Source organism: Candidatus Poriferisocius sp., assembly GCF_965219815.1.
Taxonomy (GTDB): domain Bacteria; phylum Actinomycetota; class Acidimicrobiia; order Acidimicrobiales; family Bin134; genus Poriferisocius.
This window is the reverse complement of the sequence record NZ_OZ244791.1, coordinates 158,169-182,951: the sequence shown is the minus strand read 5'-3', so window position 1 is coordinate 182,951 and position 24,783 is coordinate 158,169. Positions and strand designations below refer to the sequence as shown.

Sequence of the window (24,783 nt, the reverse complement as noted above, 5' to 3'; positions counted from 1 at the left end):
TACGGTACCCACGTAGACCTATGACGGCTGCACCGACACACCGACTATGGGCCGAGTCGTGGTATGGCGATTTCGCCGCGCCAGACGGATCGGTGGGTGGCTATGCGCAGCTCACGCTGTGGCCCAACCTGGGGCGGAGCTGGTTCTGGTCGGCGCTGGTCGGTCCCGACCGCCGCCCGGTGATGCTGCTGGAGACCGACGCCCCGCTACCCCGGCCCTCAACCCTGGAGCTGCGAGCGCCCGGGTTGTGGACCGAGTTCATCGAACAGATCCCCGACGAGCACTTCACCGTGGATTTGGAGGCGTTTGCGGTGGCCCTCGACGATCCCGAAGAAGTGTTCGGGCTGGGCTGGGGCGACCGGGTGCCCTACGGCCTGGAGCTGGAGTGGGAGTCGGCGCCCGACACATTGGACATTGTCCACGGCCAAGTGCTGGTGGGTGATGAGACGATTGAGCTGGACGGCCGGGGCCGTAGCTTCCACTGGGAGGGCCTGCCCGCCTGGTGGGACCGGGAGTGGACCAACGGCCCAACCGACGGCACTGTCATTGCCTCCGCCCCCCTCCCCATCGACCACCCTGAGACCTCTCAGCGCGCCCGTTTGGAGCGATCCCTGGTCGCTAGTTCCGACGGGCCTGCGTGGACCGAGAAGAACCACCTTGCCTCGCGGCCATAGCGGAAAGAACGAGAACCAGGGAGGCGGCGGCCACCGCGAGGAGGGCGGGAAGCCAGAGGTCGGCCGCGGGGGCCCAGCCCAGGTCGGTTCCGTCGATGGTCTCCTCCGCGTGGCGGCTGATCACGCCAACTCCGGCGGGCCACGGCCACAGCACTCGCAGCGAGCCCAGCAGCAGGCCCACCATCACCGCCAGGGTGGGGTCGTGCCAGCGGTGGAGCACCCGGCCGATGAGGTTGGAGAACAGAGCCAGCCCGAGCACTGCCCCGGCGGCCAGCGCGGCGAGATCACCCCAGACCCGGTCGTCTACCGCGGCGATCGCTGCCGGGTACACCCCCAACATCAGCAGGATGAACGCCCCGGAGATGCCGGGCAGCAACATGGCGCACACCGCCACGATCCCCGCTCCGAACAGCGCGATCTCGGTCTGGTCGTCCACCGGCCCCGACTGGAGTCCCAGCAGCCAGAAGAACAGCCCCCCCACCGCCAGTGCGGTCAGGGCAAGCCCTGCACTGGGTTTCTCTACCATTTTCCAGGCCACCACCACCGATGCCGCCACCAAGCCGAAAAACAGTCCGGCCATGACCTCGGGCTCGTCGGTCAACAGCTCGTCGATCACCGACGCCAGGGCCACGACGGCCACCACGATGCCCACCACCAGCGGCAATGCGAAGCCCCACTCAAAGCTGCGCAGTCGATGCCATGCGTCCCTCCACCTGCCCCGCAGCAACGCCCCCAGCACTCCCGCAGCAGCCCGCACGGTGTCGATCAACCGGGTATAGATCCCCAGCAGCAGCGCCACCGTGCCCCCCGACACGCCGGGCACTACGTCGGCCGCGCCCATGAGCAAACCCCGCGCGGCGTGGCGGACGACGTCGTTTGCCTTGCCGATGGCCGACATCAACCGGGTTGGGCGTTAGCCCGCGAACACTGCTTCGGTAGTGAAGGACATGCCCCCCTCGAGGGTGCGGCGCACGGGGCAGCGGCGGGCGATGTCCTCCAAACGGGTCCGCTGGTCGTCGTCGAAGTCGCCCTCGATGAAGATCTGGCTGCGCACTCTGTCGATGTAGCCCGAGGCGTCGGCCTCGCAATCGTCGCAATCGCGGGCGTGAACCCGGTCGTGTTCGAAGCGGGCCGAAATCGAGTGGAGTTTCCACCCCTTGCGCTGGCAATACATCGACAGGGTGATGCAAGTGCAGGCCGCCACTGACGACAGGAGGATTTCATAAGGATTGGGGCCGGTGTCGCCTCCTCCCAGGTCTTCGGGTTCGTCGGCCGCCCACAGATGCGAGCCCGAGCGGAGTTCCACAGCGAAGTCTTGGCCGCTGTCGACCGAGAGGTCGGCGGTGATGGTGGTCATGCTTTGACGCTATCTCTAGCCGACCAGTTTGCGGTTTTTCACCTTGGCCTTGATGTAGTCGCGGTTGGTCCAGGCGATGAAGTCGATGGGGATCTCCTTGGGGCAGGCCTCTTCACACTCACCGTGGTTGGTACACGAGCCGAAGAACGCCTCCATGGTCTCCACCATGGCCTCGGTTCGGGCCCACCGCTGGGCCTGGCCCTGGGGTAGCAGGTTCAGGTGCTGCACCTTGGCTGCGGTGAACAGCTGCGCCGCGCTGTTGGGGCAGGCGGCCACGCAGGCCCCGCAGCCGATGCAGGCTGCCGCGTCGAAGGCGGTGTCGGCCGTCTCCTTGGGCACGGGGGTGAGGTTGGCGTCGGGGGCGGCGCCGGTGTTCACCGAGATGTAGCCGCCAGCGCCGATGATGGCGTCCATGGCCCGGCGGTCTACCGCCAAGTCCCGCAGCACGGGGAACGACGTGGCCCGCCACGGCTCGATCACGATGTGGTCGCCGTCGCTGAAGCTTCGCATGTGGAGCTGGCAGGTGGCCGTGCCCTTCTGGGGGCCGTGGGCCTGGCCGTTGATCATCAGCCCGCAGGTGCCGCAGATGCCCTCCCGGCAGTCAGACTCGAACACGATGGGCTCTTCGCCCGCCTCGATGAGCCGCTCGTTGACAATGTCGAGCATCTCCAAGAACGATGCATCGGTGCTGATGCCGTTGGCCTCATAGGTCACGAAACGGCCTTCGGCGTTGGGACCGGCCTGGCGCCACACCTTGAGCGTGAGGTTGATCTCGGCGCTCACTTGTAGCTCCTCTGGGTTAGCTCCACGTTTTCGAATTCCAGTTCCTCGCGGTGGCGGGTTTGGGGGGTTCCCTCGCCGTTCCACTCCCAAGCGGCTACGTGCGTGAAGTTCTCATCGTCCCGCATGGCCTCGCCCTCTTCAGTCTGGTGCTCTTCCCGGAAGTGGCCGCCGCAGGACTCTTCTCGGGTCAGGGCGTCTCGGGCCATGAGCTCGGCCAGCTCGAACAGGTCGGCCACTCGGCCGGCCTTCTCCAGCGACTGGTTGAGGGTGTCGGCCGAGCCCAGCACCCGTACGTTGCGGTGGTACTCCTCGCGCAGGGCGGGGATCTCCGACAGGGCCTTCTCCAAGCCGGTCTTGTTGCGGGCCATGCCGATGTAGTCCCACACCAGCTTGCCCAGCTCCCGGTGGTAGTGGTCTACCGAGCGGGTGCCCCCGATCGACAGCCAGCGGTTCATCTCGTCGGCCACCGCCTGCTCGGCGGCGGCGAACACCGGCTCGGTGGTGCCCAGCGCCGGGTCGCCCAAGAAGTCCGACAGGTAGTTGCCGATGGTGTAGGGCAGGATGAAGTAGCCGTCGGCCAGCCCCTGCATGAGGGCCGAGGCACCTAGTCGATTGGCCCCGTGGTCGCTGAAGTTGGCCTCGCCCATCACGAACAGGCCGGGCACGTTGCTCATCAGCTCGTAGTCCACCCACAGCCCGCCCATGGTGTAGTGGGTGGCGGGGTAGATGCGCATGGGCACGGTGTAGGGATCCTCGCCGGTGATGCGCTCGTACATGTCGAACAGGTTGCCGTACTTGGCCCGGATCACCGCCTCGCCGTCGCGGGCCATGGCGCCGGAGAAGTCCAGGTAGACGCCGTTGCGCAGCGGTCCCACGCCCCGGCCCTCGTCCACCACCGTCTTGGCGTTGCGGGAGGCCACGTCGCGGGGCACGAGGTTGCCGAAGGCCGGGTACTTGCGCTCCAAGAAGTAGTCGCGGTCGGCGTCGGGGATCTCGTGGGGCGCCCGACCGTCGTCGTGGGCCAGGGGCACCCAGATGCGCCCGTCGTTGCGCAGCGACTCCGACATCAGGGTCAGCTTCGACTGGAAGTCGTCGCTGGCCGGGATGCAAGTGGGGTGGATTTGGGTGTAGCAGGGGTTGGCGAACAGCGCGCCCTTGCGGTGGGCCCGCCACGCTGCGGTCACGTTGCACATCTTGGCGTTGGTCGACAAGAAGTACACGTTGCCGTAGCCCCCGGTGGCCAGTACCACCGCGTGGGCTGAGTGGGGCACGATCTCGCCGGTGATCAGGTCGCGGGTCACCACGCCGACGGCACGGCCGTCGTGCATTACCAGCTCCAGCATCTCCGAGCGGGTGTGCAACTCCACCGTGCCCGCGGCCACCTGGCGCATCAGCGCCGAGTACGCCCCCAAAAGGAGCTGTTGGCCGGTCTGGCCCCGGGCGTAGAACGTGCGGGACACCTGGGCGCCGCCGAAGGAACGGTTGTCGAGCAGCCCGCCGTACTCCCGGGCGAAGGGCACGCCCTGGGCGGTGGCCTGGTCGATGATGTCCACCGACACTTCGGCCAAGCGGTACACGTTGGCCTCCCGGGCCCGGTAGTCACCCCCCTTGATGGTGTCGTAGAACAGCCGGTACACGCTGTCGCCGTCGTTTTGGTAGTTCTTGGCCGCGTTGATGCCGCCCTGGGCGGCGATGCTGTGGGCCCGGCGAGGGGAGTCGTGGTAGGTGAGCACCTTGACCCGATAGCCCAGCTCGCCCAGCGAGGCCGCCGCCGATGCGCCGGCCAGCCCCGAGCCCACCACGATCACGTCGAAGCGGCGCTTGTTGTTGGGGTTCACCAACCGCATGGAGAACTTGTGGTCGGTCCACTTGGTGTCGAGCGATCCGGCCGGAATGCGGGCGTCGAGGGAGCCGAGCATCAGTGGTCCTCTCCTTCAGGGGTCCCGTGCTGCTGGAGCTCCTCCACGATGGAGCGGCCGTCGTCGTCGATCACCCCGGCCTGCACGAAGATCGGGAAGCTGAGGTTGCCCACCAGGATGATCCCGGCCAGCCCGGCGGCCAGATAGCGGCGCAGGTGGTTGTAGCGGGGGCTGTTCACCCCCAGGCTCTGGAACATGCTCCAGGTGCCGTGGAAGATGTGGACGGCCAGCGCGGTGTTGGCCACGATGTAGAGGATCGCCACTGGGATGCTGCTCAGGCTCTCCGACACGTTGTGGTAGGGGTCGCCCCTCACGAAATCGGGGTTGAACCAGCCCCAGGTGAGGTCGGCCAGGTGGTAGAAGAGGTACAGCCCGATGATGGGGCCGGTCCACCGCATGGTGCGGGAGGCGAAGTTGGCGGCGATGTAGCTGCGGCCGCCGGGGTAGCGCTGGTCGGCGGCCATGCTCATTCGGCTCAGGGAGTAGGCCGAGTGGATGTGCAGGGCGAAGGCGATGATCAGGCCGATGCGCATGATCCACAGCAGCCAGGTGCGGGGGAGCAGCTTGGTGCCCAGATCCCGCAGGGTCTCGGCGTACTCGTGGATCTCCAGCGGTCCTTCGTAGAGGTGGAGGTTGCCGATCATGTGGACCACGATGAAGCTCAACAAGGCCGCTCCAGTGAGGCCCATAACCCACTTCTTGCCCACCGCGGTCTGGTAAATGCTGAGCGGCCACGGGAGCTTGATCTTGGGCTCCGACCGCACCGGCGGCGGCGTGCTCACTCTCGTCATGGTTTGGGCCATCGGTTGTCTCCGCTCCGAGCCACCAACAGCCCGAACGCTCTCATGCCGACGGTATCGGCGCCTCACTCCCTGCGGCTAGCCGTACCGATCCCTCTACTGGCCAGCCGACGACAAGGGAGTAGGGTTCAACTCCTATGTCGCAACCCACCACTCTCGGAGAGCTCAAGGAATCCGGCTGGCAGTCGGTGTCGGTCAAGCACGAGATCCGTCGCAACGCGATCCGCAAGATTCGGGCCGGCGAGGACCTGTTCCCCGGCATCTGGGGCTACGAAGACACCGTCATCCCCCATCTGGAGACCGCGCTGCTGGCCGGCCACGACGTGATCTTCCTGGGCGAGCGGGGTCAGGCCAAGACCCGGATGATTCGCCTGGTGCTCGACCTGCTCGACGAGTGGCTCCCCATCGTGGCCGGCTCCGAGATCAACGACGACCCCTACAACCCGGTGTCCAAGCACGCCAAAGACCTGATCGCCGCCGAGGGAGACAGCACGCCGCTGGAATGGGTCCACCGCAGCGAGCGCTACGGGGAGAAGCTGGCCACCCCCGATACCTCCATCGCCGACCTGATCGGCGAGGTAGACCCCATCAAGGTGGCCGAGGGCCGCTATCTGTCCGACGAGCTCACCATCCACTACGGCCTGGTGCCCCGCACCAACCGGGGGGTGTTCGCCATCAACGAGCTCCCCGATCTGGCCGAGCGCATCCAGGTGGGGCTGCTCAACGTGCTGGAAGAGCGGGACGTGCAGATCCGGGGCCACAAGATCCGCCTCCCCCTCGACATCTTGCTGTTCGCTTCCGCCAATCCCGAGGACTACACCAACCGGGGCCGTATCATCACCCCGCTCAAAGACCGCTTTGGGGCCCAGGTCCGCACCCACTACCCGACCGATGTAGATATCGAACTGGACATCACCGAGCAGGAGGCGACAGTCCCCGAGGCTGACCTGCCGGTGATCATGCCCGACTTCATGTGCGAGGTGCTGGTGTATCTCAGTCATCTGGCCCGACAGAGCCCGCACATCAACCAGCGCTCGGGAGTTTCGGTGCGGTTGACGGTGTCCAACTACGAGACGCTGGCTGCTGCGGCCATCCGGCGGGCCTTGCGCAGTGGCGAGGCGGCGGCGGTGCCCCGAGTGACCGACTTGGATGCGCTCGCCCCCTCCACCATGGGCAAGATTGAGATCGAGACCATCGAGGACGGCCGAGATAGCGAGATTGTGGGCACCCTCCGCAAAGAGGCCGTTCGCCAAGCCTTCAAGGACGCGGTCGAACTCGAGGTGCAGCAGGAAGTGATCGAGGCATTTGAAGAGGGTCGGGTGGTCAACGCGGGGGATGACATTTCCTCGGCCGACTATGCCGCCCTGGTTGACGAGGCGCCAGCGTTTGCCGGCGCACTGGCGGCGTTGGGCTACGAGCCCGGCGATCTCGAGAACCCCGCTCTGGTGGCCAGCGGTATTGAGTTTGTGCTGGAGGGCCTCCACCTCTCCAAACGCCTCAACAAGGAGTCCATATCCGGCGCCGCCGTCTATCGAGGAAGAACCTGACCCTTTATCCGATCGCGCAGGGTGAAGGCAGCGTCTTTGGGATTGCGGTCTTGGTCGAAGAGGCCGCGGGCGGATGACCGCCCCAGGTGCCAGTGGTAGCCGTCCATCGCAGTGTCGACGAATAACCCCACCACGTTGATGCCGTCGGACTTCGCGGCTTCCACCTGATCCAGCGTCCGCCCCAGGAGTTGATCGCGCCAGGTCTCATCGGTGGTGGACACGCCGGTGCCGGCCACCGCTAGCGGCACATCCCCCAGCATGTCGGCCAGGCGGGCCAGCGCCCGGCCCAACTCCTCGGGCTCGGGGGCCAAGCCGGAGTCGTCGCTCCGGGCGGTAAGGGGGTAGGGCCCGAGGTGGCCGTGTTGGTCTACCGAGACCGGAGCGTCGAAGCACACTCCGACCACATCGATCGCCTCACGAAACTCCTCGCGGGCGACTATCGGACGATCGGGCACGGTGATCTCCCCGTCGGTCAGCGCTGAGATCCAGCTCTGCCACAACAGCCGGTCCCACCACCCCTGCCAAGCAAGGGTGTCGGCCCGTTGGTCGGCGGCGAACACGGTGTGGAGGCCGAATACCCCCATCACCGGCTGGCTCCCGCTGCGGAGCAGGCGGCAGGCCTCGAACATGGCCTCCAGGCCGTGCTGGGCCGCTTCCACCGCGGCGTCGGTGCTGCGCCGTCCCGGAGGGCGCTGGGCTAACAGGCGGCTTCGCACCGCCCAGCCCACCGGATCCTCCACCGGCACCCACCCGGCCACCCGGTCGGAGAACCACTCGCCGCACCGATCCACCCAGCGAGCCCACCACAGCGTCCGCCCCTGCCGGGTGCTCCAGCCACCCTCATCGTCGGCAAACCACCCCGGCAGGGTGGTGTTCTGGAGCACTAGCCACGTGTCAAGACCGACGTCGCGGGCCGCGGCCAGCACGTCGAGATACCGGTCAATGGCGTCGTGGTCCAACCTGCCGGGCTCGGGCTCGATGCGAGCCCACTCCACCGGAAGCCGGCAATGGGTGAATCCCCACTCGGCCAGCATTCGAAGGTCGGCCCGGAAGTCGATGCCGAAGCCGCATCCCTCGCCCGACCGGGGAGCCCGTCCCTCCCGCTCCCACACCGACCAGTCCGCCCCGGGGGCAACCCCCTCCAGCGACACCGAGTCGGCAGTCCACCCCCAGGCGAGATCAGGACCGGTATGGCCATCCATCTCGTTCAGAGTAGGTTGGCGGGATGCTTCGGAGATGGCGAAGGGCCCGGCGTCGGCCAGCCCACCGGGTGGCCTACTCCCGCTGGGACGGCACCCAAACTGGGTTTGACTTCTCCACTTCCGACTTGTTCGCCCAGATGAACGACGATCTCCTCTACCACGGCGATGTCAACGCCGCCCTTCGGCGGCTCCTCCAGCAGGGCTTCGAAGTCGATGGCCAGCAGGTGCAGGGCCTGCGGGAGATGATGGAGCAACTCCGTCAACGCCGCCAGGAGCGGCTGGAGCAACACGACCTTGGCGGGGTCTACGACGACATCGCCCAGGAGCTGCGCGATGTGATCGACATGGAGCGCGATGCCCTCGACGATCTGGCCGCCTCCGCGGCCGAATCGGGCGATGAGCGCCGGGCGGCCATCACCGAAGAGACCGTGGACCAGCGCCGGTTCCAGCTCGACATGCTGCCCCCCGATCTGGCCGGCCAGATCAAAGAGCTGGAGAACTACCAGTTCACCTCTTCGGAGGCCCAGCAGCGGTTTGACGAGCTGGTGGAGCAGCTCCGCCAACAACTCATGCAGAACTATGTCAACCAGATGACCGACGGCATGAACAACCTCTCCCCCGAAGACTTGGCCCGGGCCAAGGACATGATGGCCGAGCTGAACAGCCTGTTGGAGAAGCGCCAGACGGCCGACGAGCAGCTATCCCCCGACATTGACGATCCGGCCGAGCGCAACCGGATGCTGGACGAGCGCCTTCAGTCCGACTTCGACAGCTTCATGGAGCGCTTCGGCGACTTCTTCCCCGAGAACCCCCGGACGCTGAGCGAGCTGTTGGAGGTGATGGCCCGGCGCATGGCGGCCATGTCGGCCATGATGGCGTCGATGACGCCCGAGCAGCGGGCGCAGCTCCAGGGCTTGGCCGAGCAGCTCTTGCAGGACATGGACCTGCGCTGGCAGGTGGACCAGCTTTCCCAGAACCTCCAAGCCATGTTTCCCGACGCCGGTTGGGACCGCTCGTACGACTTCAGCGGGGCCGACCCGCTCGACTTCGCCTCAGCCGCCCAGATGATGCAGGAGCTGGGCGACTTGGACCAGCTCGACAACCTCTTGCGATCAGCCAACAACCCCGGCGCGCTGGCCGAAGTGGACATCGACCGAGCCCGGGAGCTGATGGGCGATGAGGCGGCTCAGAGCCTGGAGCAGATGGCCGATCTGGCCAAGCTGCTGGAAGAGGCCGGACTGATCGAGAATCGGGAAGGTCGCCTGGAGCTCACCCCGCGGGCCATCCGACGGATTGGCCAGAACGCCCTGTCGGATCTGTTCAAGAAGCTCCAGCAAGACCGGATAGGCCAGCACGCCATGGAGATGTTCGGCGGGGGCCACGAGCGGGAATACCACACCAAGCCCTATGAGTTTGGCGACCCCTTCAACCTCGACATCGAGCGAACCATCCGCAATGCCATCCAGCGCACCGGGGGCGGCACACCGGTGGAGCTGTCGCCGGAGGACTTCGAGGTGGAGCGCACCGAGAACATTGTGCGGTCGTCCACCGTCTTGATGCTCGACCTGTCGCTCTCCATGCCCATGAGGGACAACTTCTTGCCGGCCAAGAAAGTGGCCATGGCCCTTCACTCCCTCATCAGCTCGCAGTACCCCCGGGATTTCCTGGGCATCGTGGGGTTCAGCGAGATCGCCCGAGAGGTGAAACCCGAGCAGCTGCCCGAGGTGTCGTGGGACTTCGTGTACGGCACCAATATGCAGCACGGCTTCATGCTGGCCCGCCAGATGCTGGCCCGACACAGCGGCACCAAGCAGATCATCATGGTGACAGACGGGGAGCCTACCGCCCATGTGGACGAGCAGGGGAGGCCCTTCTTCTCCTATCCGCCGGCTCGGGAAACGGTGGACAAGACCTTGGAGCAGGTCATGCGGGCCACTCGGGAAGGCATCCGCATAAACACCTTCATGCTGGACGCCACCTCCTATCTCACCAACTTCATCGAGCAGATCTCCAAGATGAACGGCGGTCGGGCCTTCTTCACCACACCGGAAACCCTGGGCGACTACGTGTTGGTGGACTTCGTGGAGCACAAGCGCAAAATGCTGGGCGGTCGCCGCTAAGGCGAGCACTCCCGCCCCAGCAAGTTTTTCCTGCTCAGAAAATTTCTTCTTGCGTTTGGCACATTTCCGTGTCAAGGTTACGTTGTTGAAATTACAAGCACGTTGTTTCCTATTTATGTGCTAAATGTCCCTGAATTGGGAGGCGACGGGCAGGGGGCGACACATTTCAAGTCCAGGAGGGCACAATGAAACTCGTAGAGACAACTACGAAGCCGTCGCAGACCGGGGAGGAAGGTCGGGCTTGGCAAGCACTGGCCAATTGTTTGGGGGTTGACCCCGATTTGTTCTTCCCCGAACGGGGGGCTTCTACCCGAGAGGCCAAGGAGGTCTGCCGGGCCTGCGTGGTGCGCGAGGAATGCCTGGAATACGCCATTGTGAATGGTGAGAAATTCGGGATCTGGGGTGGCATGAGCGAGCGGGAGCGGCGCCGGGTGCGTCGGGCCCGAGGACTCACGCGGGTGCGGGAGCCGCTGAAAGCGGTAGCTGACACGTCCGGTGCTTGAGCTGCCCCTGTTGACGCAGTCGGCGCGGTTTCGGGGTAGCCTTGGCCCATGAATCTCGGGGCAACGGAGCTGATCATCGTCTTGGTCATCCTGCTGGTGCTGTTCGGCGGGGCCAAGCTCCCCAAGCTGGCCCGCTCGCTGGGTCGGGCCCAGAAAGAATTCAAAGAAGGCGTGACCGAGGGTTCGAAGGCCGAGGACAGCGCCGACGAGAAGCCCACCGACGCATAGCTCCACTCCACAGCTTCATCTAATATTTCGCCTCCATGACCGCAGCCTCGCCCTCCGAAGAGCTCGTCATGTCGTTGGCCACGCTGTGCGTCAATCCCTTCGAACTGAATTTCGACCAGTTGGAGTCGTCGCTGGCTGCGACCGCCGAGGCGGGCTACACTGGCATCAGTGTTTGGCCGTTCGTCTTGGGGACGGCTGGGGTCGATACCGCCTGGCTGGTCGACCGGCTCCAGGAGCTCGGATTGGCCCACCCAGTGGCTGAAGCTGCTTTCGGCTGGCTGAATTCCGACCGCGACGCGGCCGCAGGAGAGGTGGCCTATTTGAGCCAGTACGCCAATGCGGTGGGCAGCCGGGAGCTGGTGGCGGTCACCATGGAGGCCACACTGCCGCCCATGGACGATGTTGTGGATCGCTTCCGAACCTTGTGCCAGGGCGCGGCGGAGGCTGGCTTGCAGGTGAGCGTGGAGTTCCTCCCCTGGACTGGCATTCCTGATTTGGCCACCGCGTGGGAGATCATCGAGCGGGCCGACTGCGACAACAGCGGCATCATGGTGGACACGTGGCACTGGTTCCGCCAGCCCGGCGGTCCCAACCCCGATCTGCTGCGCCAGATTCCCGCCGAGAAGCTGCGGGTGGTTCAGCTGTGCGACGCCGCCGCCGAGCTCCCCGACGACATGGACATCGCCACCGAAACCATGACCGCCCGACTCCTACCCGGCGAGGGTGCGGTGGACTTCGCCGAGGTCCTGGGCATCATCACCGATTCGGGTGCCACACCGATCTGGTTCCCCGAGGTGTTCAGCACTCCTCTGGCCGCGGCCGGTCCCGAGACCATGGCCCCCCAAGTGCTTGCTGCCTCCCGCTCCGTGATGGTGTAGCGGACGCCAGTCCCTCAATCGAAAATCACCCTCAGGCCGCGGCCTGGCGCAACATCCGGCGGCGCTGGCGCTCGGAGCGCCCGCCCCACACCCCGTGCTTGATGCGATTGCACAGGGCGTAGGCCAGACAAGCCTCCTGGACCAGGCATTCCTGGCAGATTTTCTTGGCCTTCTCCACTCCTAGCCCGTCGCTGGGGAAGAAGATATCGGGCGATTCTTCGACGCACCTGCCGTAAGCCATCCAGCTCTCGTTCATGGGACCTCCATTGATTACATGCCCCCGCATGTAAGACGCCCCACCTCAGCCAAAAGTTCCCTCGCAAAAGGAAATTCATGAGCTATCGGCTGTCCGGACGCCCATCATAGCGGGAAGCATGGAGGAGGGGTGTCGCGGCGAGGTTCGACCGTTGAAGTGCGCATTCGGGATATCGCCTAATTGCGGTTAGAATGACTCGGCCCCGATTCCACAGGAGCAACGCGATGACTGACACCATGGATGCCCTGCCCGAGCCGCCGGTTGGGCACGTCAAGGTGGTTTATATGGGCCCAGTGGCGCCCCACTGGGACTTCATGTCCGACTTTGGCGACTCGGGGCTCATCGAGCAGTTCAGAACCCGGGCCGAGGCCCGCCTTCTGCTGCTTCCCCCCCATGATCCGCAGTTCCGCCGGAATCGGGAGCGAATCAACCGGGACGCCGAGCGGGAAAACATGCTGATCGACTGGGACTTGGGCTACGACGAAGAGGACGAGCAGAGCGAGACCGACGGTAGGGGAGAGGGGTAAGCCCGAAAGCAGCGCAGCATGGAATTGGAATCCATCGATATTGAGGCTGAGTCTGGACGGTTCATAAACCGCGAGCTCTCTTGGCTGGAATTCAACAGCCGGGTACTGGCCCAAGCCGAGGATTCATCGCTGCCCTTGCTGGAACGGGTCAAGTTCTGCGCCATTTGGTGCTCCAATCTGGACGAGTTCTTCCAGGTTCGGGTAGCCGGTCTCAAAGACCAGATGGCCGGCCAGTTCACCGGCACCACTCCCGACGGCCGCACCGCGGCCCAGCAGCTCCATGAGATCCGCATCGAAGTAGATCACCAGATGGACCGGGCGGCCCGCTGCCTGAGTGGCCTGACCGTGGAGATGGCCGACGCCGGCATCGAGATTCTGAACTGGGACGACTTGGACGACGAAGATCGCAAGTTCCTCTCCGGCGAGTTCGACGACCGCATCTACCCTGTGCTCACCCCCCTGGCGGTGGATCTCGGCCACCCGTTCCCCTACATATCCAATCTGTCGCTGAGCTTGGGCGTGCTGATGATCGACCCGGCCGATGGCCACCAGCGGTTTGCCCGCCTGAAGGTTCCAGCCACGTTCGGCCGCTTCCTCCAGCTCCCCGACGAGCATCGCTTCGTTCCCATCGAACAGGTGGTGGCTGCTCACCTGCCCACCCTGTTTCCTGGGATGGAGATCACCGAGACGGTGGCCTTCCGCGTGACCCGCAACGCCGACTTGGCGGTGGACGAGGGCGAGGCCCAAGACCTGCTGGCCGCGGTGGAGGTGGAACTGCGCCGCCGCCGATTCCGCAGCGTGGTCCGCCTGGAGGTGGAGCACCTGGTGTCGTCGGAGATCCGCAACCTGCTCATCGAGGAGCTCGACATCGAGCGCGACGACGTGTACGAGGTGGACACCCTGTTGGAGCTGTCCAGCTTGTGGGACCTGTTCGCGGTGGACCGCCCCGATCTAAAGAACCCGTCATGGAAACCGGTCAATCCCCTGCCCTCCAAAGCGCCGGGAGACCAGCCGATCGACCTGTTCGCCCGCATTCGCGAGGGCGACATTCTGGTCCATCACCCGTACGACTCCTTCACCGCCACCGTGCAGGAGTTCATCTGGCAGGCGGCCAACGACCCCAAGGTGCTGGCCATCAAGCTCACGCTGTACCGAACCTCGGGTGACAGCCCGATCGTGCGGTCGCTCATTCGAGCGGCAGAGAGCGGCAAGCAGGTGGCGGTGGTGGTGGAACTCAAGGCCCGCTTCGACGAGGAGGCCAACATCGAGTGGGCCCGCCGGCTGGAGCAGGCCGGCGTCCACGTGGCCTATGGGCTGGTGGGCCTCAAGGTCCACGCCAAGACCTGCCTGGTAGTACGGGAAGAGGCCGACGGTGTGCGCCGCTACTGCCACATCGGCACCGGCAACTACAACTCCATCACCGCCCGGGTGTACACCGATCTGGGGCTGTTCACCGCCGACCCCGAGGTCGGGGTCGATCTGACCCAGTTGTTCAACTCCTTGACCGGCTACGGCCGCGATATCCAATTCCGCCGCCTGGTGCCCGCGCCCCAAGCCCTGCGCCCCACGTTGACGGAGCTGATCCGCAATGAGGCCGCCCGCGGCCCCGAAGGGCGGATCATCATGAAGATGAACAGCCTGGCCGATGCCGAGATGGTGGAAGCCCTCTATGAGGCCTCCCAGGCCGGAGTGGAGATCGATCTGATCGTGCGGGCCATTTGCTGTCTTCGCCCCGGGGTGCCTGGCATGTCCGACACCATCCGGGTCCGCTCCCTTATCGGGCGCTACTTGGAGCACAGTCGCATCTACTACTTCGGCAACGGCGAGGACATCGGCGCTCCGGCCTACTACATCGGCTCGGCCGATCTCATGCCCCGCAACCTCATCCGCCGAATCGAGGCCCTGGTGGCGGTGGTCAACCCGGACCTGCGCCATCGTCTCGATCAGGTGCTGGAATACAACCTCAAAGATGACACGCTGGCCTGGGATCTCTTGGCTGATGGGAGCTGGCAGCGGACCCAGTCCCAGGCCGGCTTTGAAGCTCATACTGCCTTTGAGCGACTGGCCGTAGCCGCAATTTCCTAGCCGATCGACCGCGGCCGATCAGTGGGATATCCGCATTTTGGGCGCGTTCAAGCCCTACCGTTAAATTCCGTGCCTTTCGGAACAGTAGCGGTCATACTCGGCGGCGGCGGGCTTGTCACCCGTCATAGCGACGGCGAGTTGGAAGTTCTGATGGTCCACCGGCCCAAGCACGATGACTGGTCGCTGCCCGCAGGCAAACTCGACCCGGGCGAGACGTTGGCGGAGTGCGCGCTGCGCGAGGTCCACGAGGAGTCGGGCTACGTCTGCGAGTTGGGCCGAGAGCTCGACATGGTGGAATACACCGATCGACGGGGCCGGACTCGTCAAGTCCACTACTGGGAGATGGACGCCATCTCCGGCAGCTTCACCCCCACTCTCGAGGTAGACGCCATTACCTGGGTGCCTCTGGTGGAGTCTTTGAACTACTTCACCAATGAGCGCGACCTCAAGATCGTGAGCGCATTCTTGGCCCTGATGGGCGACAGCGTTCTGGCCTGATCAGGGCCGCTCCAAAGCTTTCGTCCCTGTTCACCTTCCGTTCAGACAGTCGCGGCAGGGCTGAAACCCGCCCCTCCTAGTTTTACGGCTGACCCTTTGCGCTGATCGGTGTGTTCAGCGTGCATTCAAGGAGGACATGTGAGGCTACGGAAACTGCTCGTTCTGATAATCGGGCTTATGACTACGTTCGCGCTCGTCGCGGCCGCGTGCGGCAACGATGACGACGATGGGGGCGCAGCCCCAGACTCGGCGGGACAGACTGATTCCGGCGGCGATTCCGGGGGAAGCTCCAGCAGCGACAGTGGCAGCGGCGGCGATTCCGGTGGCAGCATCTCCGGGTCGGTGACGATCTCGGGTTCGTCGACGGTGGAGCCGATCTCGGTGCGGGTGGCTGAGCTGTTCGAAGAAGTGGAGCCGGATGTGCAGGTGACGGTGGACGGTCCGGGCACCGGCGACGGCTTCAAGCTGTTCTGCGAGGGCGAGACCGATATCTCTGACGCCTCCCGCCCGATCAAGGACTCCGAGGCCGCCGATTGTGCCGAGAACGGCATCGAGTGGATTGAGTTGCGGGTGGGCATCGACGGCATCGCGGTGATGACCGGAGAGGGCAACTCGGTGGAGTGCGTGACCTTCAACGACATCTACGGCCTGGTCGGCCCCGAGTCCACCGGTTTCGGCTCTTGGTCGGACGCCGGCTCGCTGGGGCTCGCTACTTCGAATCTGCCGGATGCCGATCTGGACATCTACGGTCCGGGTGAGGAGTCGGGCACGTTTGACAGCTTCATCGAGATCGTGTTGGAAGACATCGCCGACGAGCGGGGCCAAGACGCCACGACCCGTCCCGATTACAACGCCAACGCTGATGACAACGTGATCATCCAGGGCATCCAGTCGAGCGACACCAGCTTCGGATGGGTCGGGTTCGCCTTCGCCGCCCACGCCTCGGGCGTGAAGCTCCTTGACGTGGACGGCGGCGACGGCTGCATGGGCGCCAACGCCGACACCATCGCCTCGGGCGAGTACCCCGTGTCCCGGTCGCTGTACATCTACGTGAACAAGGCCAAGGCAGCGGCCAACCCGGCCCTGGTTGCCTATGTGGACTACTACATGAGCGACGACGGATTGGGCACCGCGGTGAGCGACGTGGGCTACGTGAACCTCACCGACGACGCCAAAGGCGCCACCCGGGCCAACTGGGCCGGACGCTAGAACGGAGAAGCCGAATGGCAGTGCCGATGACCAGCCAAGTAGGAGATACCTGGCAACCATGCCGATGACCAGTAGCGTGTGCTCGTGACCGACACCCGTGTCGATCCTGCTGAGGGGTTCTCCGTCGAATCGCTGGCGGCGAACCCCCGGCAGGCTCGCAAGGAGCGGTTGATCCGTGACTCTCTGGGGGCCACCGCGCTGGTGTCGGTGCTGATCTCCGGCCTGATCATCTGGTCGCTGTTCTCCGAAGCCTGGACGTTTATGGTCGAGGTGGACTGGGGCGCGGTGTGGGACATCGGCTGGTTCCCCCGCCGAGGCATCTACGACATCAAGACGCTGATCGTGGCCAGCTTGATCGTCACTGGCATCGCCATGATCGTGGCAGGCCCGCTGGGGCTGGGCGCCGCCATCTATTTGTCGGAATACGCCCGACCGGGGGTCCGGCGAACCCTCAAGCCCATCTTGGAGATCCTGGCCGGGATTCCCAGCGTGGTGCTCGGCTTCTTCGCTCTGGAGTGGATAGCGCCCAACGTGGTCAAGACCCTCTTCGGCGGGCCGGCGGCCGGCTCGCTGCTGGCCGCCGGTATCGGCGTAGGGGTGCTTGTGGTTCCACTGGTGGCGTCCATCTCCGAGGACGCCATGAAAGCGGTGCCCATGTCGTTGCGGGAGGCCTCCTCTGGGTTGGGGGCCCGCAAGATCACCACAACGATCCGAGTGGTGTTGCCCGCCGCCGTTTCAGGCTTAATGGCGGCGTTCATTGTGGCCATTTCCCGGGCATTGGGCGAGACCATGGTGGTATTCATGGCCGGGGGTGCCGCCCAAACCGCCGTCTACACCCACGACCCGCTTGGCGGCAGCCTCACCATGACGGCGGGTATGACCTCTTTGGCCCGGGGAACCGACAGCGTGGTAGGCGAGGGCCTCACCTTTCAGAGCCTCTTCTTCGTGGGTCTGGTGCTGTTCATCGTGACCTTCGGTTTGAATTTGGTGGCCGACCGCTTTGTCCACCGGGTGAGAGAGCAGTACTGATGGCCAAGGCACGGCTCGTCGGGGATCGCACCGGCAAGATGATGGTGCAGGCCATGGAGCGCCGGGCCACCGACGTACGGGGCCGAGTGTTTCAGATCACCCTGCTGACCACCCTGCTGATCTCGCTGTTCATCCTCGGCGTGCTGATTGTGGATGTGGTGGTTGACTCCTGGGGCGTGCTCACTGGACGACCGGGCGGCTTCTTGGCGGGCACCATGCGTTCCCTTTCGGAGGATCCCAAGCTGGGCGTGCATCAAGCCTTGGTGGGCACGTTCTGGATCGCCGTCTTTGTGGCTGTGCTGGCCTTCCCCATTGGCATCGGCGCCGCCATCTGGTTGGAGGAATACGCCCCCAAGAACCGGTTCACACGGTTCATCGAGCTGAACATCCGAAACCTGGCCGGGGTCCCCTCAATTGTGTACGGCCTGCTCGGCTTGTTCTTGTTCGTGAAGAGCCTGGGCGATCTCACCGGCGGCAAGTCCATTGCTGCGGCGGGCATCACTCTGGCCATCTTGGTGCTTCCCATTGTGATCATCACAGCTCAAGAGGCCATTCGGGCGGTTCCCCAAGGGCTGAAGGAAGGGGCCTACGGGGTGGGGGCCACCAAGTGGACCATGATTCGCAGCCAGGTGCTGCCCTACGCCGCGCCCGGCATCTTCACGGGGACGCTGCTGTCTATGTCACGAGGCATCGGCGAAGCCGCTCCGCTGCTTTTGGTGGGGGCGGTCACCGGCAGGCTGGGAAGCAATCCGAGCTTTTTCGACCTCAGCGCCATCAACGCCGAGGCTTTCATGGCCATGCCGGTGATCATTGTGGAGTGGGTGCAGAACTCGGGCCGTGACCCGGGCTTTGCCGAGGCCGCGGCGGCGGCCATAGTGGTGCTGCTGGTTTTCGTTATCCTGATGAATGCGGCGGCCATCTTCTTGCGCAATCACTTTGAAAAGAAGAGAGGATGACTCGTGGAAGCAGTCACTGAGAGCATAAGGACCGACCAGATGGAGCAAGCAGAACCGGAAGCCTCTCCTCGTCTCGGTCTGGGTCTCGACCGAACGGTGCAAGCTGCCGCCCCAGATGCCGTGGGCGACGCGGTGTTCGACGTGGAAGACCTGAACGTGTACTACGGCGACTTCCGGGCCGTTCAAGATGCCTCCTTCACGGTGTACAAGCACGAGATCACCGCCATGATCGGGCCTTCCGGTTGTGGCAAGACCACGGTGCTGCGTTGCTTCAACCGGATGAACGACCTCATCCCCACCGCCCGGGTGGAGGGCCGCCTGGACTTCCAGAACGTGCCCATCTACCACCCCCGGGTGGACCCAGTTGAAGTGCGCCGCCGCATCGGCATGGTGTTCCAGAAGCCCAACCCGTTTCCAAAGTCGATCTACGACAACATCGCCTTCGGCCCCCGGGTTACCGGAATGGCCAAGAAGAAGAGCGACTTGGACGACATCGTGGAGCGGTCTCTGAACCGGGCCGCCCTGTGGGACGAGGTACACGACCGGATGAAGGACTCTGCCCTTGGGCTGTCCGGCGGTCAGCAGCAGCGCCTGTGCATTGCCCGAGCCATCGCCGTCGATCCCGACGTGCTCTTGATGGACGAGCCGTGCTCGGCCCTCGACCCCATCGCCACCGCCCGCATCGAGGACCTGATGCAGGAGATCAAGGACGACTACACCATCGTGATCGTCACCCACAACATGCAGCAGGCCGCCCGCATCAGCAACCGCACGGCGTTCTTTACCGCCCAGCTCGACTCCACCGCCGACCAGCGGTGCGGTTTGCTGGTGGAATACGACCGCACTGAGACCATCTTCTCGAATCCCTCCGATGAGCGGACCGAGAACTACGTCACCGGGCGGTTCGGCTGAGCACCGCTCCAGAGCCCGGTGTGGGAGAACTGCGCAAGTCCTTCCACGAAGAACTGGACGAGATCCAGGCTGGAATCGTGCGCATGGCCGCGCTGGTCACCGAGGCTGTTCCCCGGGCCACCGAGGCGCTGCTTGAGTCCAACCTGGAATTGGCCCAGCAACTCATCACCGGCGACGACCAACTCGACGATCTGTCGGTGTACCTCGAAGAACGCTGCCACCATGTGCTCGCCCTCCAAGCCCCCATGGCCAGCGACTTGCGGGCGCTTAGCAGTGCCCTTCGGTTAAATGCCGAACTGGAGAGGTCGGGCGATCTAGCCGTCAACATCGCCAAGGCCACCCGGCGTATCTACGGCACCCGCTACGACGCCACCCTCCGGGGCCTGCTGGTGAGGATGAGCGAAGAGGCCTGCCGGCTGATGCGTCTGGCTATCGACTCCTACGTGGACGGCAACGCGGGACTGGCCGCCGCCCTCGACGACATCGACGACCAGCTTGACGGCCTGAACCGCGACTGTGTGCAGGCCGTGTTCCAAGCCCACAACGACGGCGCCATCGACCTTCAAGCCGCCGTGCAGCTCTGTTTGATCAGCCGGTACTACGAGCGCATCGGCGACCATGCGGTGAATATCGGGGAACGGGTGGTGTACATGGTGACGGGATGGCTTCCCGAGCACACCGGGTCGGCCCGATTGAAGATCCGAGAGCATAAGCACCTCGACGAATCCGGTAGTGGCGCCAACGAGGGGCAAGAGCACCCCCACCTCGACGAAACCGACGAAGAGACCGACGAGGATTGACCCGTGATCGTGGCCTTGGTTGTGGTGGCCGCGGTGGTGGGCCTGGTTTTGGTTGGGGCAGTGGCATGGCGCGAGCACCGGCACTTTGTCGACGCCGAGGAGAGCCGCCGTCGAGACGACGAGATGCACCGCCGCCATGAGGACGAGGTAGCGGAAAGCGAGGCCCGACTCCGGTTGTCGCTGGATGCCATTACCCAAGGAGTGGTGATGGCCGATGACGCCGGCAATGTGCTGTACCGCAATTCCTACGCCCGGCAGTTCACTGAAGCCCGCCACGGGGAGGCATTGGTGGAGGCCGCGGTGGTCGAACTCTTGGCCGAGGCGGCCCGGGGGAGAGCGGTTGAGCGGGAGGTCGAGCTGTTTGGACCCCCTCGCCGCTGCATGTTGGTGTGCGCCATGCCGCTGGCGTTGGAAGGCCGGGACTACGGCTCGGTTGCCCTCATCGACGACATCACCGAGCCTCAGCGACTGGACGCCATGCGTCGGGATTTCGTGGCCAACATCAGCCACGAGCTCCGGACCCCGATGGGGGCGCTCAGCCTGCTGGCCGAGACTCTGGCTGGCGAGCGCGATCTCGAGGTGGCCTCCCGACTGGCGATGAGGGTGCAGGCCGAGGCCATTCGGCTGTCCGACATCTTGGACGATCTGCTGGAGCTCAGCCGGATCGAAAGCGATGAGTCATCAGAGCGGGCCCCCGTGATCGTGCAGCATGTGATCGGCGATGCACTATCCCGATTGAAGCCGATCGCCGATGAAAAGCAGGTGCCCATCGAAACCGCTCTTCCCGCATTTGATCTGATCGTGCAGGCGGATCGCCGACAGCTCACCTCCGCAGTGTTCAACCTCCTCGATAACGCGGTGAAGTACTCCGACGCTCACCGGCCGGTCAGAGTCTCGGCCGAACTGTCGGGAGATTGCGTTGAGCTGGAGGTCCGCGACCAGGGCTATGGCATTCCCCTGCACCATCAAAGACGCGTCTTCGAGCGTTTCTACCAGGTGGACCGGTCCCGAGAGCGCACCGATGGCGGCGTGGGTCTGGGGTTGGCCATCGTGCGCCATGTGGCCACCAACCACGGCGGAGAAGTCCGGGTGGACTCGACCGAGGGGGAAGGTTCCACGTTCACCTTGGTGTTGCCGATCTCAGAAGACGCGGCCACAGAGAAGCCGGCCGAGTCCGATGAGCACGAAGACGCCGACACGGTTGACGCCAACGCAAGCCAGCCAATTGGAGCGCAGGCATGAGCGGGTCGGCCCGGGTACTCATCGTCGAAGACGAGGAGTCGTTCGTCGAGGCGCTGACCGTGGGGCTGACCCGTGAGGGTTTCACCGTGAACGTGGCCCGCGACGGCAAGGAAGCCCTTGACTTCTTCAACGCCTATTCCCCCGACATTGTGCTGCTCGACGTGATGTTGCCCCTGGTGTCTGGGGTGGATGTCTGCCGCCAGATCCGAGCCCGCTCTCAAGTGCCCATCATCATGGTCACCGCCAAGGGCGAGGAGATCGATGCGGTGGTTGGCCTGGAGGTGGGGGCCGACGACTATGTGACCAAGCCCTATCGCCTGCGCGAGCTGATCTCCCGCATGCGGTCGCTGCTGCGGCGATCCCGATGGACGGCGGAGAGCGAGGCGTTCCGGGGAGAAGTCGTCGAGGTGGGCGATGTGGCCGTCAACCCCGAGCGCCATGAGGTGTTTGTGCGAGGCGAGCAAATCGAGTTGCCGCTGAAGGAGTTCGACCTCTTGGAACTGCTGCTGGCCAACGCGGGCCGGGTGTTGACCCGCGACGCGCTGATCGACCAAGTATGGGGCAGCGACTATGTGGGCGACACCAAGACGCTCGATGTCCACGTCAAGCGGCTTCGGTCCAAGATCGAAGACGATCCATCCAATCCCTGCCGAATCGTGACCATCCGCGGCTTGGGCTACAAGTACGCTACCGGCGTGACCGCGGAGCCCGCGCCGCCTTGATGTTGGCCATAATCTTCAAGACGTGATCAACGTCCCGTTCTTGCGGCTGGTGAGGGTTCATGCCCTTGGCGCTGCGGGCGATGCCATGATCACCGTGGCGCTGGCGGGTTCTCTCTTCTTCTCCATCGATCCCAGCGCGGCGCGATTGCGGGTCACCCTCTATCTGCTGCTGACCATGGCCCCGTTCGCGGTGGTAGGCCCGCTGATCGGCCCGGCGCTGGACCGCTTTCGGGGTGGACGGCGTCCCATGATCCTCGCCATCAATGGGGGAAGGGCGTTCTTCGCCTTCCTGATGATTTCCAACATGGATTCTCTGCTGCTGTTCCCCCTCGCCTTTGCCATGCTGATCCTCCAGAAGAGCTACGGCGTGGCCAAGGCCTCCATGGTGCCGCTCATCTTGCCAAAGGAGGAGCAGTTTGTGGGGGGCAATGCCCGGTTGGCGTTGGTGGGGAGCGTCTGCGGTTTCATTGGCGCCGGTCCGGCGCTGCTGGCCAACCTGCTGGGGGGCGCTTCGTGGACGGTAGGCCTGGCCATGGTGGTCTACATCCTGGCGGCGCTCGCTTCTCTGTCGCTGCCCCAAGGCCGCATTGCTCCTGAGCAGATTGACGATGAGGAGGCGGGCAAACTCCGCGGCATAGGTATCCGCAAAGCGGCGTCAGCCACCGGCACACTGCGGGGCATCGTCGGGTTTATGACCTTTTTGGCCGCCTTCGCCTTGCGGGGCGGTGCCGACGACGTGAACCTCTCCGGGGTGGGCAAGGCATTCGGTGCCGGCATCCGCCACGCCCTGCAAGGCGATGTGGCTTCTGACGCCAGCCCGGCGTGGAAGCTGGGACTGGTGGCCGCCGCCCTAGTCTGCGGGTTCTTAGTCGGATCGCTTCTGGCCCCCAAACTGCGGGACCGGATTCGCGAGGAAGTCATCATCGCCACGGCGCTGGTCGCCCTGTTCTTTATGGGCCTGCTGGCCGCGTGGGGAGGGGGCTATGGCTCGACGCTCCTTTTGGCCCTGGGTGTGGGGGTCACCGCCAGCGCGGGCAAGCTCTCCTTTGACTCCATCGTGCAGCGCGACGCCGAGGGGGCCAATCACGGGCGGGCGTTTGCCGTCTTTGAGACCCGCTTCCAGATCTTCTGGGTGGTGGGCGCGCTCATCCCCGTGGTCATCCCCATGCCCGCCCGAGTGGGCTTCATCCTTATTGCCGTAGCTGCCGCAGCCGCCGCGGTGCTCTTCTGGCTGCGGCGGATGCCTACTCAGGGAGGTCGATTCGGGCCAGCCACAGACCGGGGGCATCAACCTCAGCAGGCGTAGGCAGCTCCCGGGCCGAATGCCAAAGCCGGGCCAAGCCGTCGGCGCCCGCCCGTTCCACCACCCCGCTGGCGAAGGCCGATCCACGGTCGTACTGGTCTTGGGTGAGCTCGAGGCCGAACATCCGCTCGATGAAGCGGTCAGACGCATCAGCCGTCACCCGTCGCCGCCTCAGGGCTTCGCTGAGGCGCTGGTAGGAGCTGATGAGCCCGCGTCCGATGCTGTCCATGGTCCAGTCGACATATCCGGCGATCACCGTCACCAATGCCGTGATCTGGGGCAGCAGAACCCGCTGGGCCGGCGATTGGATCGCCCCCAGGATGATCTCGGGATCGCCCAGTGCCGACTGGAGGTCGCCCAGTGAATCGGGATTGGCCAGGTCCAGTTCGCCCAGTCGGCTCTCAAGAGCACCGGGGTCGGCTTCGAATCCCCGGACATAATCGGCCAGGAGCTCTTCGATCCGCTGGCTCACATGGGGGATGGTCAGCACCGAATGGTGGGTCAGCTCGCTCAAGCACACCCAAAGCCGCAGGTCGGAGCGGTCTAAGCTCCACTCATCGGCCAACGCGTCGATGTTGGCCGGCACCACCATCAACTCCGATCCATCCCGGGGAATGGGCAGGTCGTACTGGCCCAGACTGCGGCGGGCGAGGTTGCCCACCATGCTTCCAGCGGTCATGCTCAGCATGACCGGGCCGATCATCTTCATGATCTGGCCGAACATGGCCTGGGCGGGGTCGAAGGAAGCCTCCTCCGCTTCTACCCGGCCCGACACGTTTCCGATGGGTTCCAGCAGATCCTGGTAGGCATCCAGGGTGGCGGTGGCCCACTGCGTTCGGGTCACCGGCACGATGGTGGCGGCTTGGCCGTCGCGGGTTGCCGACAGACCGGTGGCATTGGCCACCTGGAGCTCGGCCACCCGGCCCAGCTCTTCCAGGGTGATGCGGTCGGCGGGATCGACATTGGGCTCCGACTGGCCCTCGGTGGCCACTGCCACCGCGAACTGGCGCGCCGTCTCCCAGGTGTTCGCGGCCTGCTGCGAGAAGAGCTTGCCCAGATCCCCGAAAATGGGCATCCCTTTGAAGGGGTTGAACTCATCGGGCGAGTCGGGTTCGCTCACACCGCGAGGTTACCGGCAATACTCCGATAACGGTTGTGGGGATGATTGGGCAGGAGTGTCAATGGGTGGCCGATGATCGGAGTGAATCGACGAGAGTGCCAGGGTTTACACTC

25 protein-coding genes are annotated in these 24,783 nt (G+C 64.8%); 17 read left to right on the top strand and 8 right to left on the bottom strand.

The window, feature by feature from the left end; genetic code table 11:
* Window positions 1-20: 20 nt before the first annotated feature.
* A complete protein-coding gene (locus ACOQPI_RS00850) occupies window positions 21-674 on the top strand; it encodes a hypothetical protein (RefSeq protein ID WP_420617837.1) in 654 nt (217 codons plus the stop codon).
* Here the strand turns inward: ACOQPI_RS00850 and ACOQPI_RS00845 are convergent.
* From ACOQPI_RS00845 to ACOQPI_RS00825, 5 genes are read right to left on the bottom strand one after another with little or no spacing between them, the layout of a single operon-like run.
* Window positions 619-1,572, bottom strand: coding sequence for a DUF368 domain-containing protein (locus ACOQPI_RS00845; protein WP_420617836.1), 954 nt, complete (start codon window positions 1,570-1,572; stop codon window positions 619-621). The genes ACOQPI_RS00850 and ACOQPI_RS00845 overlap by 56 nt on opposite strands.
* Window positions 1,573-1,587: 15 nt before the next feature.
* Complete coding sequence (locus tag ACOQPI_RS00840) at window positions 1,588-2,031, bottom strand: OsmC family protein (protein WP_420617835.1); 444 nt, start codon at window positions 2,029-2,031, stop codon at window positions 1,588-1,590.
* A 15-nt stretch (window positions 2,032-2,046) separates the two neighbouring features.
* The gene (locus ACOQPI_RS00835; protein ID WP_420620965.1) at window positions 2,047-2,802 is read right to left on the bottom strand and encodes a succinate dehydrogenase/fumarate reductase iron-sulfur subunit; all 756 of its coding nucleotides are present in this window, start codon (window positions 2,800-2,802) and stop codon (window positions 2,047-2,049) included.
* Between the two features lie 8 nt (window positions 2,803-2,810).
* A complete protein-coding gene (locus tag ACOQPI_RS00830; RefSeq protein WP_420617834.1) occupies window positions 2,811-4,733 on the bottom strand; it encodes a fumarate reductase/succinate dehydrogenase flavoprotein subunit in 1,923 nt (640 codons plus the stop codon).
* Window positions 4,733-5,515: a succinate dehydrogenase cytochrome b subunit gene (locus ACOQPI_RS00825; RefSeq protein WP_420617833.1), complete on the bottom strand. Its 783-nt coding sequence runs from the start codon at window positions 5,513-5,515 to the stop codon at window positions 4,733-4,735. The genes ACOQPI_RS00830 and ACOQPI_RS00825 overlap by 1 nt, the downstream gene beginning before the upstream one ends.
* 155 nt (window positions 5,516-5,670) lie before the next feature.
* Here ACOQPI_RS00825 and ACOQPI_RS00820 point away from each other — a divergent pair, with 155 nt between their 5' ends.
* Window positions 5,671-7,080 carry a magnesium chelatase gene (locus ACOQPI_RS00820; RefSeq protein WP_420617832.1) on the top strand — a complete coding sequence of 470 codons (1,410 nt, stop codon included), beginning with the start codon at window positions 5,671-5,673 and terminating at the stop codon, window positions 7,078-7,080.
* Here ACOQPI_RS00820 and ACOQPI_RS00815 read toward each other — a convergent pair.
* A complete protein-coding gene (locus ACOQPI_RS00815; protein WP_420617831.1) occupies window positions 7,062-8,282 on the bottom strand; it encodes a family 1 glycosylhydrolase in 1,221 nt (406 codons plus the stop codon). The genes ACOQPI_RS00820 and ACOQPI_RS00815 overlap by 19 nt on opposite strands.
* Window positions 8,283-8,305: 23 nt before the next feature.
* Between ACOQPI_RS00815 and ACOQPI_RS00810 the strand changes: the two genes are divergently transcribed.
* From ACOQPI_RS00810 to ACOQPI_RS00795, 4 genes are all read left to right on the top strand, one after another.
* Window positions 8,306-10,402, top strand: a complete 2,097-nt coding sequence (locus ACOQPI_RS00810; protein ID WP_420617830.1) for a vWA domain-containing protein — start codon at window positions 8,306-8,308, stop codon at window positions 10,400-10,402.
* A gap of 185 nt (window positions 10,403-10,587) precedes the next feature.
* Window positions 10,588-10,905 carry a WhiB family transcriptional regulator gene (locus ACOQPI_RS00805; RefSeq protein ID WP_420617829.1) on the top strand — a complete coding sequence of 106 codons (318 nt, stop codon included), beginning with the start codon at window positions 10,588-10,590 and terminating at the stop codon, window positions 10,903-10,905.
* Between the two features lie 48 nt (window positions 10,906-10,953).
* Window positions 10,954-11,133 (top strand): twin-arginine translocase TatA/TatE family subunit, encoded by a 180-nt coding sequence (gene tatA / locus ACOQPI_RS00800; protein ID WP_420617828.1) that lies wholly within the window; start codon window positions 10,954-10,956, stop codon window positions 11,131-11,133.
* 35 nt (window positions 11,134-11,168) lie between these two features.
* The gene (locus ACOQPI_RS00795) at window positions 11,169-12,011 is read left to right on the top strand and encodes a sugar phosphate isomerase/epimerase family protein (RefSeq protein WP_420617827.1); all 843 of its coding nucleotides are present in this window, start codon (window positions 11,169-11,171) and stop codon (window positions 12,009-12,011) included.
* A 31-nt stretch (window positions 12,012-12,042) separates the two neighbouring features.
* Here ACOQPI_RS00795 and ACOQPI_RS00790 read toward each other — a convergent pair whose 3' ends face one another.
* Entirely contained in the window at window positions 12,043-12,267 is a 225-nt protein-coding gene (locus ACOQPI_RS00790; RefSeq protein WP_420617826.1) for a WhiB family transcriptional regulator, read from the bottom strand.
* Between the two features lie 224 nt (window positions 12,268-12,491).
* Here ACOQPI_RS00790 and ACOQPI_RS00785 point away from each other — a divergent pair, with 224 nt between their 5' ends.
* From ACOQPI_RS00785 to ACOQPI_RS00735, 11 genes are all read left to right on the top strand, one after another.
* Window positions 12,492-12,794, top strand: coding sequence for a hypothetical protein (locus ACOQPI_RS00785; protein ID WP_420617825.1), 303 nt, complete (start codon window positions 12,492-12,494; stop codon window positions 12,792-12,794).
* 18 nt (window positions 12,795-12,812) lie between these two features.
* Window positions 12,813-14,879, top strand: coding sequence for a polyphosphate kinase 1 (gene ppk1, locus ACOQPI_RS00780; RefSeq protein ID WP_420617824.1), 2,067 nt, complete (start codon window positions 12,813-12,815; stop codon window positions 14,877-14,879).
* Between the two features lie 69 nt (window positions 14,880-14,948).
* Complete coding sequence (locus ACOQPI_RS00775) at window positions 14,949-15,377, top strand: NUDIX hydrolase (protein WP_420617823.1); 429 nt, start codon at window positions 14,949-14,951, stop codon at window positions 15,375-15,377.
* Between the two features lie 177 nt (window positions 15,378-15,554).
* Window positions 15,555-16,586 (top strand): substrate-binding domain-containing protein, encoded by a 1,032-nt coding sequence (locus tag ACOQPI_RS00770; RefSeq protein WP_420617822.1) that lies wholly within the window; start codon window positions 15,555-15,557, stop codon window positions 16,584-16,586.
* Window positions 16,587-16,670: 84 nt separating this feature from the next.
* Window positions 16,671-17,615 (top strand): phosphate ABC transporter permease subunit PstC, encoded by a 945-nt coding sequence (pstC, locus tag ACOQPI_RS00765; RefSeq protein WP_420617821.1) that lies wholly within the window; start codon window positions 16,671-16,673, stop codon window positions 17,613-17,615.
* Entirely contained in the window at window positions 17,615-18,571 is a 957-nt protein-coding gene (pstA, locus tag ACOQPI_RS00760; protein WP_420617820.1) for a phosphate ABC transporter permease PstA, read from the top strand. The genes pstC and pstA overlap by 1 nt, the downstream gene beginning before the upstream one ends.
* 39 nt (window positions 18,572-18,610) lie before the next feature.
* The gene (gene pstB / locus ACOQPI_RS00755; protein WP_420617819.1) at window positions 18,611-19,483 is read left to right on the top strand and encodes a phosphate ABC transporter ATP-binding protein PstB; all 873 of its coding nucleotides are present in this window, start codon (window positions 18,611-18,613) and stop codon (window positions 19,481-19,483) included.
* Window positions 19,484-19,503: 20 nt separating this feature from the next.
* Window positions 19,504-20,283 (top strand): phosphate signaling complex protein PhoU, encoded by a 780-nt coding sequence (phoU, locus tag ACOQPI_RS00750; RefSeq protein WP_420617818.1) that lies wholly within the window; start codon window positions 19,504-19,506, stop codon window positions 20,281-20,283.
* Window positions 20,284-20,286: 3 nt separating this feature from the next.
* A complete protein-coding gene (locus tag ACOQPI_RS00745) occupies window positions 20,287-21,525 on the top strand; it encodes an ATP-binding protein (protein ID WP_420617817.1) in 1,239 nt (412 codons plus the stop codon).
* Window positions 21,522-22,247 carry a response regulator gene (locus ACOQPI_RS00740; protein ID WP_420617816.1) on the top strand — a complete coding sequence of 242 codons (726 nt, stop codon included), beginning with the start codon at window positions 21,522-21,524 and terminating at the stop codon, window positions 22,245-22,247. Before ACOQPI_RS00745 ends, ACOQPI_RS00740 begins: the two co-directional genes overlap by 4 nt.
* A 22-nt stretch (window positions 22,248-22,269) precedes the next feature.
* On the top strand, window positions 22,270-23,553 hold the full coding sequence (locus tag ACOQPI_RS00735; RefSeq protein ID WP_420617815.1) for an MFS transporter: 1,284 nt from the start codon (window positions 22,270-22,272) through the stop codon (window positions 23,551-23,553).
* On the opposite strand, the gene ACOQPI_RS00730 is transcribed toward ACOQPI_RS00735, so the two are convergent.
* Window positions 23,492-24,670: a zinc-dependent metalloprotease gene (locus tag ACOQPI_RS00730; RefSeq protein ID WP_420617814.1), complete on the bottom strand. Its 1,179-nt coding sequence runs from the start codon at window positions 24,668-24,670 to the stop codon at window positions 23,492-23,494. The two genes, ACOQPI_RS00735 and ACOQPI_RS00730, sit on opposite strands and share 62 nt — an antisense overlap.
* Between the last annotated feature and the right edge of the window lie 113 nt (window positions 24,671-24,783).